14 protein-coding genes and 1 tRNA gene are annotated in these 18,477 nt (G+C 55.6%); 5 read left to right on the top strand and 10 right to left on the bottom strand.

The features are described from left to right. The first annotated feature begins 47 nt into the window (after positions 1–47). The 3 genes from moaA (at position 48) to ACN0WX_RS07120 (ending at position 1,998) form a co-directional block, all read left to right on the top strand. On the top strand, positions 48–1,079 hold the full coding sequence (gene moaA / locus ACN0WX_RS07130; RefSeq protein WP_417621602.1) for a GTP 3',8-cyclase MoaA: 1,032 nt from the start codon (positions 48–50) through the stop codon (positions 1,077–1,079). Continuing rightward, positions 1,076–1,849, top strand: a complete 774-nt coding sequence (locus ACN0WX_RS07125; protein WP_417621601.1) for an NAD kinase — start codon at positions 1,076–1,078, stop codon at positions 1,847–1,849. The genes moaA and ACN0WX_RS07125 overlap by 4 nt, the downstream gene beginning before the upstream one ends. 74 nt (positions 1,850–1,923) lie before the next feature. Next, a tRNA-Asn gene (locus ACN0WX_RS07120) sits at positions 1,924–1,998 on the top strand. A 133-nt stretch (positions 1,999–2,131) separates the two neighbouring features. Here the strand turns inward: ACN0WX_RS07120 and ACN0WX_RS07115 are convergent. From ACN0WX_RS07115 to ACN0WX_RS07100, 4 genes are all read right to left on the bottom strand, one after another. Next, positions 2,132–3,286 carry a GGDEF domain-containing protein gene (locus ACN0WX_RS07115; RefSeq protein ID WP_417621600.1) on the bottom strand — a complete coding sequence of 385 codons (1,155 nt, stop codon included), beginning with the start codon at positions 3,284–3,286 and terminating at the stop codon, positions 2,132–2,134. A gap of 135 nt (positions 3,287–3,421) precedes the next feature. Continuing rightward, positions 3,422–4,189 (bottom strand): sulfite exporter TauE/SafE family protein, encoded by a 768-nt coding sequence (locus ACN0WX_RS07110; protein WP_417621599.1) that lies wholly within the window; start codon positions 4,187–4,189, stop codon positions 3,422–3,424. Between the two features lie 32 nt (positions 4,190–4,221). Beyond that, positions 4,222–6,963 carry a preprotein translocase subunit SecA gene (gene secA, locus ACN0WX_RS07105; protein WP_417621598.1) on the bottom strand — a complete coding sequence of 914 codons (2,742 nt, stop codon included), beginning with the start codon at positions 6,961–6,963 and terminating at the stop codon, positions 4,222–4,224. A gap of 106 nt (positions 6,964–7,069) precedes the next feature. Beyond that, positions 7,070–7,396 (bottom strand): hypothetical protein, encoded by a 327-nt coding sequence (locus ACN0WX_RS07100; protein WP_417621597.1) that lies wholly within the window; start codon positions 7,394–7,396, stop codon positions 7,070–7,072. A gap of 60 nt (positions 7,397–7,456) precedes the next feature. Here ACN0WX_RS07100 and argJ point away from each other — a divergent pair, with 60 nt between their 5' ends. Continuing rightward, entirely contained in the window at positions 7,457–8,686 is a 1,230-nt protein-coding gene (gene argJ, locus ACN0WX_RS07095; protein WP_417621596.1) for a bifunctional glutamate N-acetyltransferase/amino-acid acetyltransferase ArgJ, read from the top strand. Positions 8,687–8,723: 37 nt separating this feature from the next. Next, positions 8,724–9,497 carry an inositol monophosphatase family protein gene (locus tag ACN0WX_RS07090; RefSeq protein WP_417621595.1) on the top strand — a complete coding sequence of 258 codons (774 nt, stop codon included), beginning with the start codon at positions 8,724–8,726 and terminating at the stop codon, positions 9,495–9,497. Here ACN0WX_RS07090 and trxA read toward each other — a convergent pair. From trxA to tsaE, 6 genes are all read right to left on the bottom strand, one after another. Then, positions 9,494–9,820, bottom strand: a complete 327-nt coding sequence (gene trxA, locus ACN0WX_RS07085; protein ID WP_417621594.1) for a thioredoxin TrxA — start codon at positions 9,818–9,820, stop codon at positions 9,494–9,496. The two genes, ACN0WX_RS07090 and trxA, sit on opposite strands and share 4 nt — an antisense overlap. Before the next feature lie 75 nt (positions 9,821–9,895). Then, positions 9,896–13,348, bottom strand: a complete 3,453-nt coding sequence (gene addA / locus ACN0WX_RS07080; protein ID WP_417621593.1) for a double-strand break repair helicase AddA — start codon at positions 13,346–13,348, stop codon at positions 9,896–9,898. Beyond that, positions 13,341–16,340 (bottom strand): double-strand break repair protein AddB, encoded by a 3,000-nt coding sequence (addB, locus tag ACN0WX_RS07075; RefSeq protein ID WP_417621592.1) that lies wholly within the window; start codon positions 16,338–16,340, stop codon positions 13,341–13,343. Before addB ends, addA begins: the two co-directional genes overlap by 8 nt. After that, positions 16,333–17,049, bottom strand: a complete 717-nt coding sequence (locus ACN0WX_RS07070; RefSeq protein WP_417621591.1) for a nucleotidyltransferase family protein — start codon at positions 17,047–17,049, stop codon at positions 16,333–16,335. Before ACN0WX_RS07070 ends, addB begins: the two co-directional genes overlap by 8 nt. Beyond that, on the bottom strand, positions 17,046–18,032 hold the full coding sequence (locus ACN0WX_RS07065) for an aminoglycoside phosphotransferase family protein (RefSeq protein ID WP_417621873.1): 987 nt from the start codon (positions 18,030–18,032) through the stop codon (positions 17,046–17,048). Before ACN0WX_RS07065 ends, ACN0WX_RS07070 begins: the two co-directional genes overlap by 4 nt. Continuing rightward, positions 18,029–18,475: a tRNA (adenosine(37)-N6)-threonylcarbamoyltransferase complex ATPase subunit type 1 TsaE gene (gene tsaE / locus ACN0WX_RS07060; RefSeq protein WP_417621590.1), complete on the bottom strand. Its 447-nt coding sequence runs from the start codon at positions 18,473–18,475 to the stop codon at positions 18,029–18,031. Before tsaE ends, ACN0WX_RS07065 begins: the two co-directional genes overlap by 4 nt. Positions 18,476–18,477: the final 2 nt, after the last annotated feature.

The following is an 18,477-nucleotide window of genomic DNA, read 5'->3' as shown; positions in this document are numbered from 1 at the left end:
GTCTTTTTCCATAGCGATAAAACCTTTATAGGGCGTTGCTTGAGCGAATGGAAATCGCTAGCGATAGACTTATCCAAGAGGTGAATATCCCTATGCAGGACGGTTTCGGCCGCAAAATCGATTATTTGCGAATTTCGGTCACCGACCGATGCAATTTTCGCTGCCAATATTGCATGTCAGAAAAAATGACGTTCATGCCAAAATCGGAACTGCTGACGTTAGAGGAAATCACCCTTATCGCAGAACGATTCATCGGGCACGGCATCCGAAAAATTCGGCTAACCGGCGGTGAGCCACTGGTTCGGCGGGACATGAAAGATGTGATCCAGCGCCTTGGCCGGAAAGTCGAATCTGGGGATCTGAAGGAATTAACGCTGACTACCAACGGATCGCTTTTGTCCGAATATGCTGATCATCTAGCGGCCCATCACGTTCAGCGGATCAATGTCAGTATGGATACGCTTGATCCCCGCCGGTTTGCCGAAATAACGCGCGGCGCGGACGTGAACGTGGTGCTGGCTGGTATAGAGGCAGCGAAGTCGGCGGGTATCCGAGTAAAAATCAATATGGTTGCGCTGCGTGATTTCAATGAATCGGATCTTGTTCCGATGGCCCAGTATTGCGCCAGAAATGGGCATGATCTAACCATTATCGAGACGATGCCGTTGGGAGATGTCGGTGCAGACCGCGCCCTGGCCCATATTTCAGCCGATGAGTTTTTGAAGCCTCTGAGCAATTGTTACAGTATCACCCCTATTCCCCACCGCAGCGCCGGTCCTGCACGCTATGCTTCTGTTGAGCCACTTGGCCTCAAACTCGGCATGATCACGCCGCTGAGCAATAATTTTTGCGACGACTGTAACCGACTGCGGCTCACTACCGATGGCAAGATATTCATGTGTCTTGGTCACAACGCGCATGTCGACTTGCGCTCGGCTGTTCGCAATAATGGTATTCCCGCCGTTGACCAACTGCTCCGGCAAGCCCTAAAGCTCAAACCACGGCAGCACGATTTTAATGCACAGCTTGATGGATCCGCAGAAATATTGGAGCGTCACATGAACGTTACGGGCGGATGAACAAAAAAAAATGGGCGCTAATCGTTTCGCCAACCCAGCCAGCACAGGAAGCCGGTGAGAAGCTGAAGGACCTGATCGATTGGGTGCCGGTAGAAGAAGCTGACCAGGCGGTCGTCCTTGGCGGCGATGGTTTCATGTTGCAAACACTGCACCAGATGCTCAATCGCAGAAACATCATGCCGGTATATGGAATGAACCTTGGCACGGTTGGGTTTCTGATGAACAACTGGCATCTGGAGGACTTAAAAGCACGGCTTGCCAAAGCCCGCGCTTTCAAAGTCAAACCTCTTCGGATGGAAGTGGAAACCATTTCCGGAGCCCGTTTCAACCTACCGGCGATAAACGAAGTGTCGCTGTTGCGTGAAACCCGGCAAACGGCCAAGCTGGAGATCGAGATCAACGGCCGGATCATGATGGAAGAACTCGTCTGCGACGGTGTGTTGATTGCCACGCCCGCTGGCTCCACCGCCTATAATCTGTCCGCCAATGGTCCTATTCTGCCGCTTACCTGCAATCTTCTGGCGTTGACCCCGATCAGCCCGTTCCGGCCGCGACGGTGGAAAGGCGCGATTCTGCCGGACAAGATGGAAATCACAATCCGTGTGCTCAACCCCGAAAAACGGCCAGTAAGCGCTGTGGGAGATCAGCAGGAAGTGCGCGATGTGCGCTGTGTAAAAGTGGCAATTGACCGTAGCCAGCCGCTAACCATGCTATTCGATCCGGAGCATGCTCTTGATGATCGTATAGCAATGGAACAATTTGTCGTTTGATGGCTTGCGGGACGCAAATGACATTGTTATAGGCGCGCTTCAGAACGAAGGTCTTGATCATGAATCAAGTTTGTTCCCCGATAGCTCAGCGGTAGAGCCCTCGACTGTTAATCGAGTTGTCGTAGGTTCGAATCCTACTCGGGGAGCCATTTTTTGGCCTTTCCGCCACTTACAAAAATACAAAATCCGCAATGCCTGCGATAGCAGCGGTAGCAACCGGAACATACCGTCCATCAAACAAAATAACGCGCGCGTTTCGGCAATCACGGCGGGGTCTGAAAATTAGGCAGCTTTGGCCAGCGCGACCTGATTGCGGCCATTGCGCTTGGCGTGGTACATTGCCTCGTCCGCTCGATCCATTGCAACAAAAAGCGAATCTGTATCGGCCAGTATCGCCAGTCCGAAACTTGCTGTAACCTTCTGGTTTGCCTCCAATTCCGGATGGACAATCAAGCCAAGCGAATCGCAAATATGTTGCGACAAAAACTCTGCGGTTTCTACCGGCAGCCATTTGGTTAGAATCGCAAATTCCTCGCCACCGGTACGCGCGACATGGCCATATTCCTGACAAAGAAGCGTAGCGGTTTTCGCAATTCTTTGCAGTATCTTGTCCCCAGCCGCATGACCATATCGGTCATTGATCTGCTTAAAATGATCGACGTCGAACATGATGATAGAACGTGCATATACGACGCCCTGCTTTCTGACCTTACGGGCCTCAAAGAGCCCCTCCAGGCCACGCCGGTTCAACAAACCTGTCATCGGATCCAAATTGGACTTGGTGTAAAAATGCTGCACCGTATCGTGGCCCGCCGCGAGCAAGAGCACTATAGCAAGGGCAAGAGCACAAATGGCGCTGGAAAAATGAAAAATCCAGGCATAGGTCGATTCGGCATAGCCGTGAGAAGTAAGCGTATGATCCAAAACGGAATATACCACCACCACCCGGGCGATAAAAGTAGCAGCAACCGCAGCGATCACAACGAATAATGTTGCATCGACAAGCTGTTTCCGAGACTTCCACAATGGAGGAAGAGCCAAGGCTAAAAGCGCTCCGGCCGTTACGTTGACCACTATGGATCGCATGGAAATATCAGAATCGATCAACGTCAGCAGGGAAAAGTATACCGCTGCCAATATCAAAATTAGCAATGCCGCTATTTTCGGAAAAGCTGCTTCACACCGAACATAAATTGCCTTTACAATCCCCAAACAGAATATCCAGAACATACTCGTGGATACAAATATAAAGCCAATCGCCGTCGAGGAAGTTCGCGTACTGTCGATTATATAGCCAACAAAGGCGCAAGCGTAGGCGATTGCTATCCAACCGGAAAACCACTGCTTTCGGTTTACGAAGTACAGAACGCCGAATACAAACGCAAACACCGCCAAAATGATGGCCGTTTGTATGTGGAAGCCAGGATTGTCGGACATTGTTTGATATTTAAAAGCAATTGGTCAATTAAAGGTTAACTGTAGCCAATCACGAATAGAAATATTGTTAACAATAGCTTGTTACTTGGTTTTATGATTTTTCATCTTGAACAAGGCCGTCATCCGACGACAAATTCACATCCACAATAACCGTATAGCGACATATAGAATCAGCAATGCTGTGAGCCGCCTGATCCAATTCTCGGGCAATGCCCTGCTCACCAAAAAACTGCCAACCTGGCCACCCAGCACAACGCCAAGAAAGAGGGGCCAGTAGGAAATTATCGCCCCTTCGCCGATAACCCAGCCTGATTTCATCACCTGCCCACCAAGGCCGGCGATGGAATTGACCAGAATGAACACACTGGCGGTCGCCGCGATCCGGCGGCTGTCGGCCCAGCGAGTCAATAACAGGATGGGCGCGAGAAAAATGCCGCCGCCAATGCCGACCATACCGGACAGAAAGCCGATGCCGCTGCCTATGGCGGGCGCGAACAGCCGATGGCCGGTCCAGCGTCGGTTGCCGAACCCGCTCCCTGCCCGCTTGATGAACGGTTCGACCAGCAGCAGGATGCCCGCCGAAGCGAGCGACAGGCCGAGCAGCAATATGAAACTATCCTGGGCCAGAATAGTTCGGCCGCCCAACCAGGCCGCTGGAACCGACAGAATGAGGATCGGCCATATTTTCGGCCAGTCGATCAGGCCCCGTGACTGGAAACGGATGGTACCGCCGATCACGACGATGATATTGCATAATAATGCTATCACCGGCAGCGCCTGAAAATCGAGCGCGGTCAGCGCCAGCAGCGCGATATAGGTCGACCCGCCGCCAAATCCGACGCTTGCGTAGAGCGCGGCAGTCACCGCAAACAGCAGGGCCAGGCCGATAATTGAAAAACTCACCTCAGTTCCCGCCTGGCCGCTGGTGTTTCAGATCAGAACTTGCCGTGACAATGTTTATACTTGCGGCCCGAACCACAAGGGCAAGGCGCGTTGCGGCTAACTTTGCTGCCATCAAACGGGTCCTGCGGATTATTCAACTGTCCGGATTGTCTCGGCGGCAACGATGAAGAAACCGTTCCCAAGGTACCGCCGTCGATATCATTGCTGTTATCTTCGCCGGTCAGCGGGTCGATATGGGTGGTCAGAAAGTCCGGCAGTTCCGGCAGGTCCGGCACGGCGATTTCTTCCTGCTGGTGGAACTGGCTGATCGCGATCGTCTTGGTCACGCCTTCGCGGATGATTTCCAGCATCCGCTCGAACAGGCCGAAGGCTTCCTGCTTATATTCGTCGAGCGGCTTTTTCTGGGCATAGGCGCGCAGGAACACGACCTGACGCAGCGCATCCAGCGTCGCCAGATGCTCTTTCCAGTGATGGTCGAGCAATTCGAGCAGAATCGATTTCTCGATTTGCTGCCAGACACCGGGGTTCTCGCCTTCGACCTGCGCCATTTTGGCCTCGAAATCGGCGTCGGCCAATTCGGATATGCGCGTTTCGATCATTTCCGGTTCGAGCGCGTCCTCCTGCATCCAGCTGTCGAAATCGGGCTCGAGATTGAGCACGTCCCTGACTCGGACCTTCAGGCCCTCGATATCCCACTGTTCGGGATAGCTTCCCGGCGGGCAGGCATCGGCAACAATCGCATTGACGGTTTCGTGCCGCATGTCCTCGACCACATCGCCGACCGTGTCCGCATCCATGATTTCCGAACGCTGCTCGTAGATCACCTTGCGCTGGTCGTTCATCACATCGTCATATTCAACGACCTGCTTGCGCGCCTCATAGTTGCGCGCCTCGACCTTTTTCTGAGCCGTTTCAATGGCTTTCGACAGCCATTTGCCACCGATGGCCTCGCCATCCTCGAGATTCTTGTTCATCATCTTGGCGAACATCGTCTCGGTGCCGAAGATGCGCAGCAGGTCATCCTCGAGGCAGAGATAGAAGCGGCTCAGCCCGGGATCGCCCTGACGACCGGAGCGCCCGCGCAGCTGGTTGTCGATCCGGCGACTTTCATGCCGTTCGGTGCCGAGAACGAACAGGCCGCCCGCCTCTCTCACCGTTGCCCGCAGCGCCCGGACCTCTTCCTCGATCTTCGCGATCGCCGCATCTCTTTCCGGACCGGCTTCCATCTCACCCAGCTCGTCTTCGATCCGGAAGTCGATATTGCCACCCAGCTGGATATCGGTCCCGCGGCCAGCCATGTTGGTCGCGATTGTCACCGCGCCGGGCGAACCGGCCTGCGCGACGATATGCGCCTCCTGTTCGTGGAAGCGGGCGTTGAGGACATTATGCTTCACGCCTTCCTTGTTCAGAAAGTCGGAGAGCAGTTCGGATTTTTCGATCGAAACAGTGCCGACCAGAACCGGCTGGCCCTTGTCGCTATGTTCCTTGACGGTTTTGGCAATGGCGGCAAATTTGTCGAGCGTATTCTTGTAGAACTCGTCATTCTCGTCGATCCGCTGCACCGGCTTGTTGGTCGGAATCGTGACGACGTTCATCTTGTAGATTTCGAAAAATTCTGCCGCTTCGGTTTCCGCAGTACCGGTCATCCCGGACAATTTCGGATACATGCGGAAATAATTCTGGAAGGTGATCGACGCCATGGTCTGATTTTCCGGCTCGATCTGGACACCTTCCTTGGCTTCGACCGCCTGGTGCAGGCCGTTGGACCAGCGACGTCCGTCCATCATCCGGCCGGTAAATTCATCGATGATGATGACCTTGCCGTCCTTGACAATATAGTCGGTATCGCGCTTGCGCATGACATTGGCCATCAGCGCCTGATTGAGATGGTGGACCACCTGGGTATTCTCGAAATCGTAGAGATTATTGCCGACTAGCAGTCCAGCCTCTTCGAGCAGGCGCTCGGCCTTTTCCGTACCTTCTTCGGTCAGGGAAATATTGCGCGATTTCTCGTCTTTTTCATAATCGTCTTCGGTGATATTCTGGACCACGGCGTTGACCTGCAAATAGAGGTCCGATTTGTCGTCGGTCGGCCCCGAGATAATCAGCGGCGTCCGGGCTTCATCGATCAGGATCGAGTCCACTTCATCGACAATCGCGAAGTTGAAGGGCCGCTGAACCATCTGGGCGCGCTCGTGCTTCATATTGTCGCGCAGATAGTCGAAGCCGAATTCATTGTTGGTGCCGTAGGTAATATCTGCCGCATAGGCTGCCCGGCGCTTGTCTTCGCCGAGATTCGGCACGATGACGCCGACTTCCAGCCCGAGAAAATTATAGACCTGGCTCATCCATTCCGCGTCACGGCGGGCGAGATAGTCATTGACGGTGACAACATGCACGCCCTTGCCGTCAATCGCATTGAGATAGCAGGCGAGCGTCGCGACCAAGGTCTTGCCCTCGCCGGTGCGCATTTCAGCAATTTCCCCGCGGTGCAGCACGATACCGCCGATCAGCTGCACATCATAGTGACGCTGGCCCAGAGTCCGTTTGGCCGCTTCCCGTACAACCGCAAAAGCTTCCGGCAAAATATCGTCCAGCGATTCACCGCCGGCAACGCGCTCCTTGAAATAGGGCGTCTTGGCGGCAAGTTCCTCGTCCGAGAGGGGCTCAATTTGGGGTTCGAATGCATTGACCGCATCGACCACTTTTTGCATGGATTTCACATAGCGGTCATTGGCTGACCCGAAGATGGATTTGGCTAGATTGCCGAACATGACATTTTCCAGTTTATAGATTTATCCGGCCAATCAAGGGCCGGTGAGAGGATGAATTTCGGGAGAATTTCTCGCCTTCAAAGATTAGACAAGAGCCTGAATCGCGTTAGGGCGCGCCTTCTTCATGTTCCAGCTTGTCGCCGACTTCGTGGCGCATCGCAACGACGGCCCAGGCTGGCTGGCTGTCGCTGGCCTTCGCAGGAGCGACTAGCGCAGAAATCTGGCATTGGGCTACCGTGCAGGCGTGATGCGATGATGCCTGCACCTTTGCCGGTTTGGCGACTGAAGATTGAACGGCAATCGACGCTTCCGACAGGCTGGCGGCGCTTCCCAATTCGGGCATCATGCGCTCTGCAGCTGCCGCTGACGCAGGCACGGCCAAGCCGACAGCGTTGAATAGCAGCAACATAAAACTTGCAAAATATGCGTTCATGGACAAGGCACCCGACAATATCAGCGCGTTCTATCAAAACATTGGATAAAGGCAAGTCAAGTGTCGGACAAACTTTCGCCTCTGGCGCCAGCACAATCTCCCGCATTACCCGATATTGCCGGCGTCACCAGCCGCGTGGCCCGCGCCCATTACAAGGATTGGGACCGCTGCGATCTGACCTTCGTGGAACTGGCCGCGGGCACGACGGTTGCCGGGGTGCTGACCAACAGCAAATGCCCCTCGCCGGAAGTCGAATGGTGCCGGGAAGCGCTGAAGGGTGGCAAGGCACGCGCCCTGGTTGTCAATGCCGGCAATGCCAATGCCTTTACCGGCGCGCGCGGGATGGCGGCGGTGCACAAGATACTGGCCGTCGCGTCAGACCATCTGGGTTGTTCGGAAGCGGAAATATTCATCTCCTCCACCGGAGTCATCGGCGTGCCTCTTCCAGAAGACAAGGCAGAGGCGGGCCTGCGCAATGCCTTTGCGGCGCAGCCCTGCGACTGGAAAGATGCGGCGGCAACCATCATGACCACCGACACTTTTCCGAAAATGGCCAGCTCGAGCGCCATTGTTGGGGGCCAGACGGTCCAACTCAATGCCATTATCAAGGGTTCGGGCATGATTGCTCCGGATATGGCCACCATGCTGGGCTATATTTTTACCGATGCGGCGGTCGAGTCCGGACTTCTGCAGGAAATGCTCAGTGCGGCTACGGCAAAAAGCTTCAATTGCATCACCGTCGACAGCGATACATCGACCAGCGATACGGTACTCGCCTTTGCCACAGGGCAAAGCAACGCCCCTGCCCTGACAGGGTTCGGTGACGATGGCGCTGATGCCTTTCAGGCAGCGCTCAGTGATCTGTGCCTGCAACTGGCGCATCTGGTCGTGCGGGACGGTGAAGGGGCAAGCAAATTTATCGAGATTGCCGTGACCGGTGCAGTAAGCGACGACAGCGCAAAACGCATTGCCCTGTCGATCGCAAATTCTCCTCTCGTCAAAACCGCTATTGCCGGAGCGGATGCCAACTGGGGCCGGGTGGTTATGGCCGTTGGCAAGGCTGGCGAACCGGCGGATCGCGACAGGCTGGCAATCAGCTTCGGCGGCGTCACCGTGGCGCGCGACGGACTGGTCGTGCCGGATTATGATGAAGCACCGGTCGCCGCCCATCTCAAGGGCAGCGAAATCGATATTGCCGTCGACATCGGCCTGGGCAATGGCAAGGCAACGGTCTGGACCTGCGATCTGACTCACGGATATATCGAAATTAACGCCGACTACCGGAGCTGACTGCTTGCATCCGCTCTATCACCCCGTTCTGGAGATAATGGAAAACGCGTCGCGGGACATCGTGATGCCTTATTATCAGAATCTGCAAGCCCATCAGGTCAATGAGAAAACTCCCGGCGATCTGGTCACCATCGCGGACAGGCTTAGCGAGGAATTTATCGCACAGGCACTGGCGGCGCTACTGCCGGAAGCAAAAATCGTGGGCGAAGAAGCCTATGCCGCCGACCCCGCGGTTCTCGATCAACTGGCCGACGGTCGGGTGTGGATCATCGATCCGATCGACGGCACCGGCAATTATGCCGCAGGACAGCCGTCCTTCGGAATCCTGATCGCTCTGGCCGAAGAAAATGAGACCGTGGCGGGGTGGCTATACGACCCGCTCACTTCGCGTATATGCCATGCTGTCAAAAATGGCGGCGCGCTGATGAATGGCAAGCCCGTCACTGTGCCGGAGGATCAACCGGACCGGCCGGTTGCCGCCCTGGCGACCGGATTCATGACCCCCGAGCAGCGGGAATCGCTGTTGCGCGCTGCTGCACGTGATTATGAGATTGTCGACATTCCGCGTTGCGCCGCAGAGCAATATCCGCGACTGGTATCGGGCACCAACCATATTTCCGTATTTGAACGCACCCTGCCCTGGGATCATGCTGCCGGAATTTTATTTCTTAACGAAGCTGGCGGCAAATGCGCACGCTGGGACGGTTCGGCCTATCGGCCTGCGGATCACGAAAAAGGACTGCTCGGCGCCGCGTCACCGAAACTCTGGGACGAAGCAGCCGAGCAGCTCGGGGATATTTTCAAAGTTTAAGCAGGGAGCGACTGTTCCAGCCATTGCTTGAGCTGGCTCTTCGGAGCCGCGCCGACCTTGGTTTCAACCGGTACGCCGTTATTGAACAGGATCATGGTCGGGATACCGCGTACACCATATTTGGCAGGCGCATCCGGGCTGTCGTCAATGTTGAGTTTGGCGATAGTGACCTGGCCACCCATTTCGTCGCTGATCTCTTCGAGCGCCGGGCCGATCATTTTACAAGGACCACACCATTCCGCCCAGAAATCGACGAGAACCGGGCCGTCAGCTTTCAGGACATCTCCTTCGAAGCTTGCATCAGTAATTGCTTTGGTAGCCATAACGAATCTCCAATTGTTTAAACTCTATTTAGGGATGGTCCGGTCTGGGCTCAAGCGCTGTGGGGGAAAGGATTTTCATGCCGGTTCAAAGCCGGGCTTGTGCTGTTCGATCAGACGAGTGGAAAGCTCCAGCATTTTCGGGCCGTGAGAATAGAGCAAACCCGTTTTGATCGGGCGTCCAGGAAATATCTTCTCCAGCGCAGCGACATAGGCTGCCATCTGCCGAAGATACGCGACTGGAACCTGCTCGACCTCCTTCGGTACCGTGCGACCCGTTTTAAAATCCACCACATAAATACAGCCGTCGGTGATCAGCAACCGGTCCACGGTGCCGGATATGACATGCTCTCCGACAACCGCAGCGATCGGTGCTTCGGCCAGGCTTTCCGGTACGAACAATGCCGACCATTGCGGATTGTCCATCACCGACAGAACCGTTTCGATAATCTCGCTGCGAATAGTCGGCTCCTCCACCCGTTTTTGCTTTTCGAGCCACCGGTCAGCCACTTCTGTACGTCGTTCTGGTGCAATATTCGGCAACCGCTGAAACAGGCTATGGAGCATTATCCCTCTCTCGGCAGCGGTCCGCATAGTCGGGCCGGGCGGTGGATTGCTCGCATCATCCGGGCCAAGGTCCGATGGCGTCAAGGGACGTGGTGGCCGGGATTCTTCTGGCGCTGGTCGGAACAACCAATCCGGCGGGGCCGTGAGGTCATCATTCATATCCAGGGTCGCCCCGGCTATAGATAGTGCAGCAGGCTTGCTTGGACTTTCGATCCGATATTCCCGGGCAGCCGACCAGTGCGGATCATTCTGCCAGTCAGATCCAAGTGCGACCAAACCACGCTCGATTGCGGCAAACCAACTTAATTCCGGCACTTCTCCTCGCGCCTTTGGTCCCAGAACACCGGCCACCACAAGATGCTCTTCCGCCCGGGTCATCGCGACATATAGCAGCCGCCAATGTTCTTCCATTGCGATCCTGTCAGCATGGGCAGCATGCTCTGCCAATACCCCGACACGCTCTGACTTGCGGAGCGGCACAACGGGATATTCAAGCTCCGCCCCCCCTGTCGGCTTCAGCTTTATATCAAAGCCTCCGCTTTTCTTGCTCGCGGGGTCAAACGTCGCATTGGCCAGAACTACCAGCGGTGCCTGCAAGCCTTTTGCACCGTGAACGGTCATCAAGCGCACTTCATTGCCACCCTCGACCTGTTCGCGCTTGATTTCGACATCGCCCCGGTCGAACCAGTCAAGAAACCCTTGAAGCGTGGGAATATGATCGCGTTCGAAAGCTAGCGCGATCGCCAACAGTTCATCAAGCGGGTCCACGGCCGCATGACTCAGTCGTGCAAGCAATTTTCGTCTTCCCTGCATTGGCCCGGACAAGATCGTTTCCAAAAACTGATAGGGCGTATTAAAATCGGCCATCGTCAACATTTTTGAAAGCGGTTCGATGTCTGCGGCGACTGCGGGTTGCCCGCGCAAATATTCCCAAAGGCTCTTGCTCGCATGCTTTTCACCGCGATATCCATGAGCGAGCAATTGTTCCTGAGACCAGCCCAGCAGCGGTGACATCAACAAGCTGGCCAGATTGAGGTCATCATTCGGCTGCAGGACGAAGCGAATGGCGGCGAGCAAGTCCTGCACGACAAGCGGCTGGTTCAATCGGATACGGTCGATACCCGCTACCGGGACGTTTTCGGCAAACAGGCGAGCCACAATAAGGGCACTCAGTTCATCGCGCTTGCTCACCAGAATCAAAATGTCCTTAGGTTGCAGCGCACGGTTTTCCCGGTCCAGCCAGAGCGGGGTTTCCGGAGACAGCCAATGCTTGATCTGCCGTGCCAGCTTCTGGGCAAAATCCCGTTTCTCTTCACTGGCCCAGGATTCCTCATCCTCCGGATCACCATATCCGCCATTGGCGATAGGCTTCCAGAGCGTAACACTGCCACTCGCATCGGGATAGTTGCTTCGATGTTCGGGAATGGTTTTGTCCAGGCCCAATTGCTCATGACTAAGCTGTTCCAGCGTGGCATCGACAACGTTCAGAATTGGTGGCGTTGATCGGAAACTACGGTCCAGAGACATATCCCCAAAAGGCTGCTCCGATGACTCTGCCAAGCTGAAGAACCGCGTCCTGGCTTCTGTATAATTGTGAGGACTGGTGCCCTGAAAACCGAATATGGCCTGCTTGAAGTCGCCCACGGTGAACAAGGTCCGTAGACGGTCGGGTTCGGTGCCTAGGCCGGCAAAAAACTCGTCGGCCAGCGCATGAACAATTTCCCATTGCGCGAGATTTGTATCCTGCGCTTCATCGACCAATATATGGTCGGTTCGCTGATCCAGCTTGAACCGGATCCACGCCGCCATATCGCTTTTCTGCAACAGCCTTGCCGTCATCCGGATCATGTCGTCAAAATCGACCACACCATGCAGTTTTTTTGCATCCGCATAGCGATGGTAGAAAGCACGCCCGGCGGCCAACGCGCCCGCGAATAGGTCGGCATATTCGAATAGAGCCATCTTCTCGAGAAGGCCATTGCTCCATTCGAACAGTGATCCGGCAATAAAATCATAATCCGGCAGGGCCTTCAGCAGCCCCTTGGTGGCTTTGGGCGGTGCGCCCGTAGTCTTTGTCGCCCAGGCCAGATGAACCTCGGGTAATGCGGCAGCGCGCTCCTCCGGATTGAGCGTCAACCAAAGACGGAGCGCCAACTGACGCTCCTGTTCCTTCTTGCCCCCAAATTCTGCCATCGCATCGCGCAAAATCTCCATCGAGCGGCGGTCAATCGCCGCATCCGTACAGCGTTCCGCAAGCCATGATTCCGCGGCGCCCTCTATGGGAAGGCCTAACACTCCCCTTGCGAAGGGCAAGACACCAGTCGGCAGATTTTCCATGGCGTCGGCTTTTGAGGCACACGCCATCAAAAATTGTTCGGTGGCCTCCTCCCCCATCCGAATACTCAGACGCTGGATTGCTGCGACAATGTCCCCGCGCCCTGCCCGCTCCTCATCCAGCAGCAAATCGCCCAATGCCTCGCGAGCCAATATTTTCTGGTCGCGCGCTTCGATCGGCTTGAACATTGAAGCAATCCCGGCCTCTTCGGGGAAGGAAGCGAGCAAGGACTGACAGAAACTGTGAATCGTCATGATGCGCAGACCGCCGCCGCGCGCGTCAAGAACACGGGCAAACAGGGTTCGTGCGCGCTCTCTGACCTCCGGCCCGGTAGATGCGCCGATGGCAGCCAGATCACTTGCCAGCTGGGTATCGTCCATCCGTACCCATGCCGCGAGTTGGCGATTGATCCGTTCCGCCATCTCCGCCGCGCCAGCCTTGGTGAAGGTCAGGCAAAGAATATGCTCGGGATCAACATTTTTTCGCAGCAGCAAACGGAATACGCGCGCGGTCAGAACCTGGGTTTTCCCGGTTCCAGCAGAAGCGCTGAGCCAGATATTCGTCTCGGGCTCGACTGCATCTATCTGTCGATCCTTAAGCGGGAATATCTTCGATTTGCCGCTACTCATGATCTACCGTTTCCATTGGCGAGCGCCCGTACCATTCTTCGAGCCGCATCAACTGGTCATAGTCTGCATAAATTGCATATTCCGGATGGAGCTTGGCGGTCATTGGTTCCAAACCCTTTATATATAGGTCCACCGCCTCATTAAACCGCGCCACAGCATGATCGACCATCGCATCCGCCGCGACAAAATTTTCGCCCCGGCCTTTCGTCGGCGAACTGACATAGCCAAAGCTGTCGACGCCGCTCTTTTTCGCGAGCGACCAATATTCGAAGGCGACTGCCTGACCAGAGACATCGCCGAAGCCACCCAGTTCGGCGATGGCAGCCAGCAGACCGAGTTGCAGATTATAGCCTTCGACAACGGCCCGGTTCGTGGGCGCACCGCCAGTCTTGTAGTCGACAATTGCCAATCCACCATCAGGCATGCGATCAATCCGGTCCGCAATGCCGGACAATTGGACGCCCGCTATCTCGGCTTTTCCATAAATTTCTGACGCGATCGGTTCGCGACCAGCCTTACGATTGTCGGCAACAGTATCGGCGATCCATGTCAGGCCCTCGAGCAGACGCGGCGCCCAAAGGCTACGCATCAGCGGGTGCAAAGCAGGATCATTGAGAAACGCCCGTGCGCTTTCAATCAATGCCTCAGGTGCATAATCATTCTGCTTGGCCCATTGATCGAGAATGTCATGGATGATCGTCCCTCGCCAGGCAGCGCTGGGATCGGCGTCGATCATATCGAGAGAGGCGAAGCCCATGATTTTATTGGCGTAAAAAGCAAAGGGGTCGGCGATCAAGCGGTCCACCTGCGTTACCGAGATCGGGATATGGCGTTGCTCGGCGCTGGGCACCGGAGCGGGGCGTTCGTAAGCGACAATTGGTGCTCGGGGCTGATCAATCGAAGACATCCACCGTTGCGCATCGCTATGTTCCTTCAGATTCTCCCCGCACATGCCTTTTAAACGGAGAAGGAACCGCGAAGCGATGGCTGGCCCGCCATCATCACGCCGGGCGCGGGAAAGAATGACATTTTTCGCTCCCATAGCACCCACGAGATCATGAGCAGAAAGCCCTATCTGTCGTTCCTGCGCTGGCAAACCAAGTGATTTCCGGATCATCGGTGCTAGCCAGGGATCGGGGGTAATCGCTTGCGGCCAGCTGCCTTCGTTCAGGCCGCAACAAATGACCAGATCGGACTGCTGCAGACGCGCTTCCAACAATCCATAGAGCGCGATGCGAGGGTGACCACCATAAGCAGGCCGCACGGAAATCGCCGACATCAGGTTTTCGAAATAACCCGCGAGTTCATCGGCCACAATTCGGACGGGCCCCATCTCCGTGCGGCTCTGTAATTTTGTTAGCAAGTCAGCCAATTCTCGCCCGGCCGGACCGGCCCAAATCGAACCGTCGGTTAAATCCCCTGCCAATTGCTGCAACCGATCAAGAAGGCTTCCCCAGTTGAGGGGCGGCGCAAAAAGATTTTCCATCTGCTCGAACATTGCCCGAACGGTCTTCCACCACGGCGCCATGCCCTCCCGCAGCTTCTTCCTCCGGGGATTACGATCTTTCAGAAGCGCATCGATGCCCGCCAGACCTGGTGACGGCCTCGGGCCTCGCAGCAGCAGATCAAGTTTGCGGACCTGATTCAGCCAATCGAGGCGCTCCTGCCCATGCCGTACCAGTGGATGTTTGAGCAAAGCGAGAAATTCCGCCGGTGGGAACCCATCGGCAACAGTGGCGATCAGGTTGAGAAACAATATGCCTTCAGGCAGCTTGGCCAGAGGCTGGCCTGCTGTATCATCGACCTGGATTTCCCAACGCTTCAAATGGGCCGAAATGCGGGTCGCCAGCGACCGGTCCGGCGTAACAATCGCCACCCGCTGATGGGGGTCTTCCAGCGCTTCGCGCGCGAGTAGTGCTATGGTTTGAGCCTCTTCCGCACTATTGCGCGCCTCAATCGTTTGCACCCCGGCCAGACTGCGTTCCTTGCTTTCGAGCGTTTGCCAGCGCACCGTCAGTTTTGGTATTGCAAAGGCATGGCTGAGCGCCCGGCTGCGCTTGGCCACCGCACCGCTTTCGCCCGTACGCGGCCAACGCATGACTTCTCCTCTTGCGATCGACATCCGGTCGAGCAGCAGCTTCATATGATATTGGGGGTGGGTTTCCTGAGCACGTGGAACATATCCGGTTTCCGGGTCAGGCTGAAACGGGCCGAGCAAATCCCATTCCTCTTCCGGCATGACCAGATCGAGATCAGGCAACACCACAAGGCCGGAAGGCATGAAAGAAATGGTTTCCAAAAACCGGGCGATTGCCGGGGCCGAAGTGGTTATACCTGCAGCTACAATAAAATGGCCAGGTGGTGATCTTTGCCATGTTTTTGCGATATGATCGAACAGTGCATTACGGCGAACAGCCTGATCAACCCTCTCCCATTCAGCCAGTTTTTTCTCCCATTTTTCCGCGATGATCAGGAAGAAACGATAGGAGTCCTGCCAGTGACTGGACAGATCGAGACTTGTCGGCTCGGTCTTCATGAGATCAGCTAAGGCAATTTCCTCTACGGTCAACTGATCGAACGTGCGGGCGAATTCACGGGCAAGTCGCAGTGCATCCTTGGCCAATATGACCTCATCACGCTGCCTGACTTCCTTCTGGATCAGTTGGGCAAGGGTCAGCAGTCGGTCCATCGGATCAACGGCTGCCGGAATGTTGAGCGCCAATTCCCCGGAATCAAGCGCCACGCCGATCGCCTCGTCCAGTTCAAGATCGCCGATCACCACCATTTGCGGCAACAGCAGTCCGTTTTCGCTTAGCCGGACGAAGGCTTCCTGCAAGGCACGCCGGGCTCGATTATTGGGAAGAATGACAAGGCCACGGGCCAATCCGAACGCATCTTTCGCAAAGCGGTCGATCAGTCCCTGGGCCAGCGCATCTGCAAACCCGCCATGGGCGGCAATATTGTAAATGGAAGGTCGGCGGCGGTCAGACACTTGCCAAAGCAGCTTCTGTCGGCGCTATCGCCTCGGGCGAGCCTACCTCGAACCACTCGCCCTGATGAACGATACCGAACAGGCGTCCTTCTCCAATCGCGCGTTCCCATAAAATATTGGTCGAAAATGGTCCCGAAGGGGCATCTCGCAGCAGCCGCTTGGACATCAGCTGAATGCCCGAAAAAATCAAAGGGGCCGGTTGATCGGGAAGTTTGCGCGAAATCCGGTTTTCGCGGTCCAGATGGAAGTCGCCGGTGCCTTGATAATTATGCGCCGACGCATGTGGAATCAGCAGCAGAAGCGCATCCATTTTCGTATCATCCCACGCCTGGGCGATCTGGTGGAGACTGTTTGTCGGTCCGTCGGTCCACAAATTGTCGCTATTGATACAGAAAAAATTCGGTTCATGGATCAGCGGTTCGGCTTGCACCAACCCCCCGCCTGTTTCCATCAACTGTTGCCGCTCGTCGGAAACCCGAATTTCGATCGGATATTGCAAAGCGGCAAGATGCGCTTCCAGTTTATCCGCAAGATAATGCACGTTCACCACAGCCTTGTGGATTCCGGCCTCGGCGAGTTTCTCGAAACAATGATCAATCATCGCCTTTCCGCCCACCTCAACCAGCGGCTTTGGCCGCGTTTCTGTGAGCGGGCGCATGCGGGTGCCTAAACCTGCAGCCATGACCATCGCAGTTTTGATCACAGTCATTCAGTCTTTTCCGGAAGCGGGATTGAGCGACTTCGTACTTCGGCGGGAATATTCCGGGCGTACCATTGCGCAACCGGTTCCAGTGCGGGATGCTGCAAGTCCTTCTCGAGCAAGCGCCACATTCTGGGCAGGAATTCAAGATAGCGCTGTTTGCCATCCCGCACGCAAAGACGGGTAAAGATGCCTATGATCTTGGTGTTCCGCTGCGCGCCCAAAATCGCATAGTGACTGCGAAATTCCTGCGCCGCCTCTTCGTTTCGGTCCGCCAGATAATATGCTAGCATTTTCTCTTCAAGCTCGTCCGATACATCCCGGCGAGCATCCTGCAACATCGAAACCAGATCATAAGCAGGGTGACCAACAAGAGCATCCTGAAAATCAAGCAAGCCAAGCCGGCCATCGGCCAGCAACATGATATTTTCGGCGTGGTAATCGCGCATCACCGTCACCGGGTTATTCTGCGCTGCAAGAACCGGTGCGAGAACTTGCTTCCAGCAAGCAACAAATGCCTCTGCATCGACGTCCAGTTGTTGGGCCGGACAATACCATTCTGTCAGCAGGTTCACTTCCCGCAAATATTGCAACCAGTCATAGGCTGGCACAGGCGCTGCCGGTATCCGGTGCAATTCCCGGAGCAAGTCGATGACCTGGCGATAGATCGATTCTTCATCTTCCGGCTGCTGATCCAGATGTTCGCGCATCCGATGCTCGCCAAAATCCTCCAGCAGAACCAGACCCTGCGTTAGATCTCGAGCGAAAATCTCCGGTGCCGCAAAACCTGAATTTGCAAGATATTCGGCCATGGCAATAAACGGCTTCGGGTCTTCGTGCGGCGGCGGTGCATCCATCAGGATCGCCTGGCGATCTCCTTCCTGGACACGGAAATAGCGGCGGAAAGATGCATCTCCCGCAACCGGTGATATTTGTCCATCACCCCAACCGTGCATTGCTAAAAAATCTGCCGCAGTAGCGGGCGGTTTCATGTCAGTGGCCATCGGTCTTCCCAAGCCCGCCCGGCGCTCCAAGTCAACCGGCGATTGCCCTCGCCGGTTATTTCGAGGTCTATCCTGAGCGCATCATTCCAGAAACTGTCAGGCATTCTGTCCGGCCATTCAACGATCATGGCACCATCGGTCAGTATATCTTCCAGTCCCAGTTCCGGAATTTCTTCTGGATCTTCAATTCGGTACAAGTCTACATGGGCAATCGGAATCCGGGTTTCGGGCGGCTCATATTGCTGGATTATCGCAAATGTCGGGCTGGGGACTTCCTCGTCATAGTCCTGCCCTTCCAAAATGCCTCTCGCCAATGTTGTTTTTCCTGCACCAAGTGTCCCGGTTAGCGCAATCTTGTCCCCTGGGCGCAGCAAGGCACCAAGTTCCCGGCCGACCTTCAGCGTCGCTTGCTCATCTGCCAAGATCGTCATCT

This window comes from Parasphingorhabdus sp. (assembly GCF_048269915.1).
Classification (GTDB): domain Bacteria; phylum Pseudomonadota; class Alphaproteobacteria; order Sphingomonadales; family Sphingomonadaceae; genus Parasphingorhabdus.
This window is presented reverse-complemented; position numbering and strand designations above follow the sequence as displayed.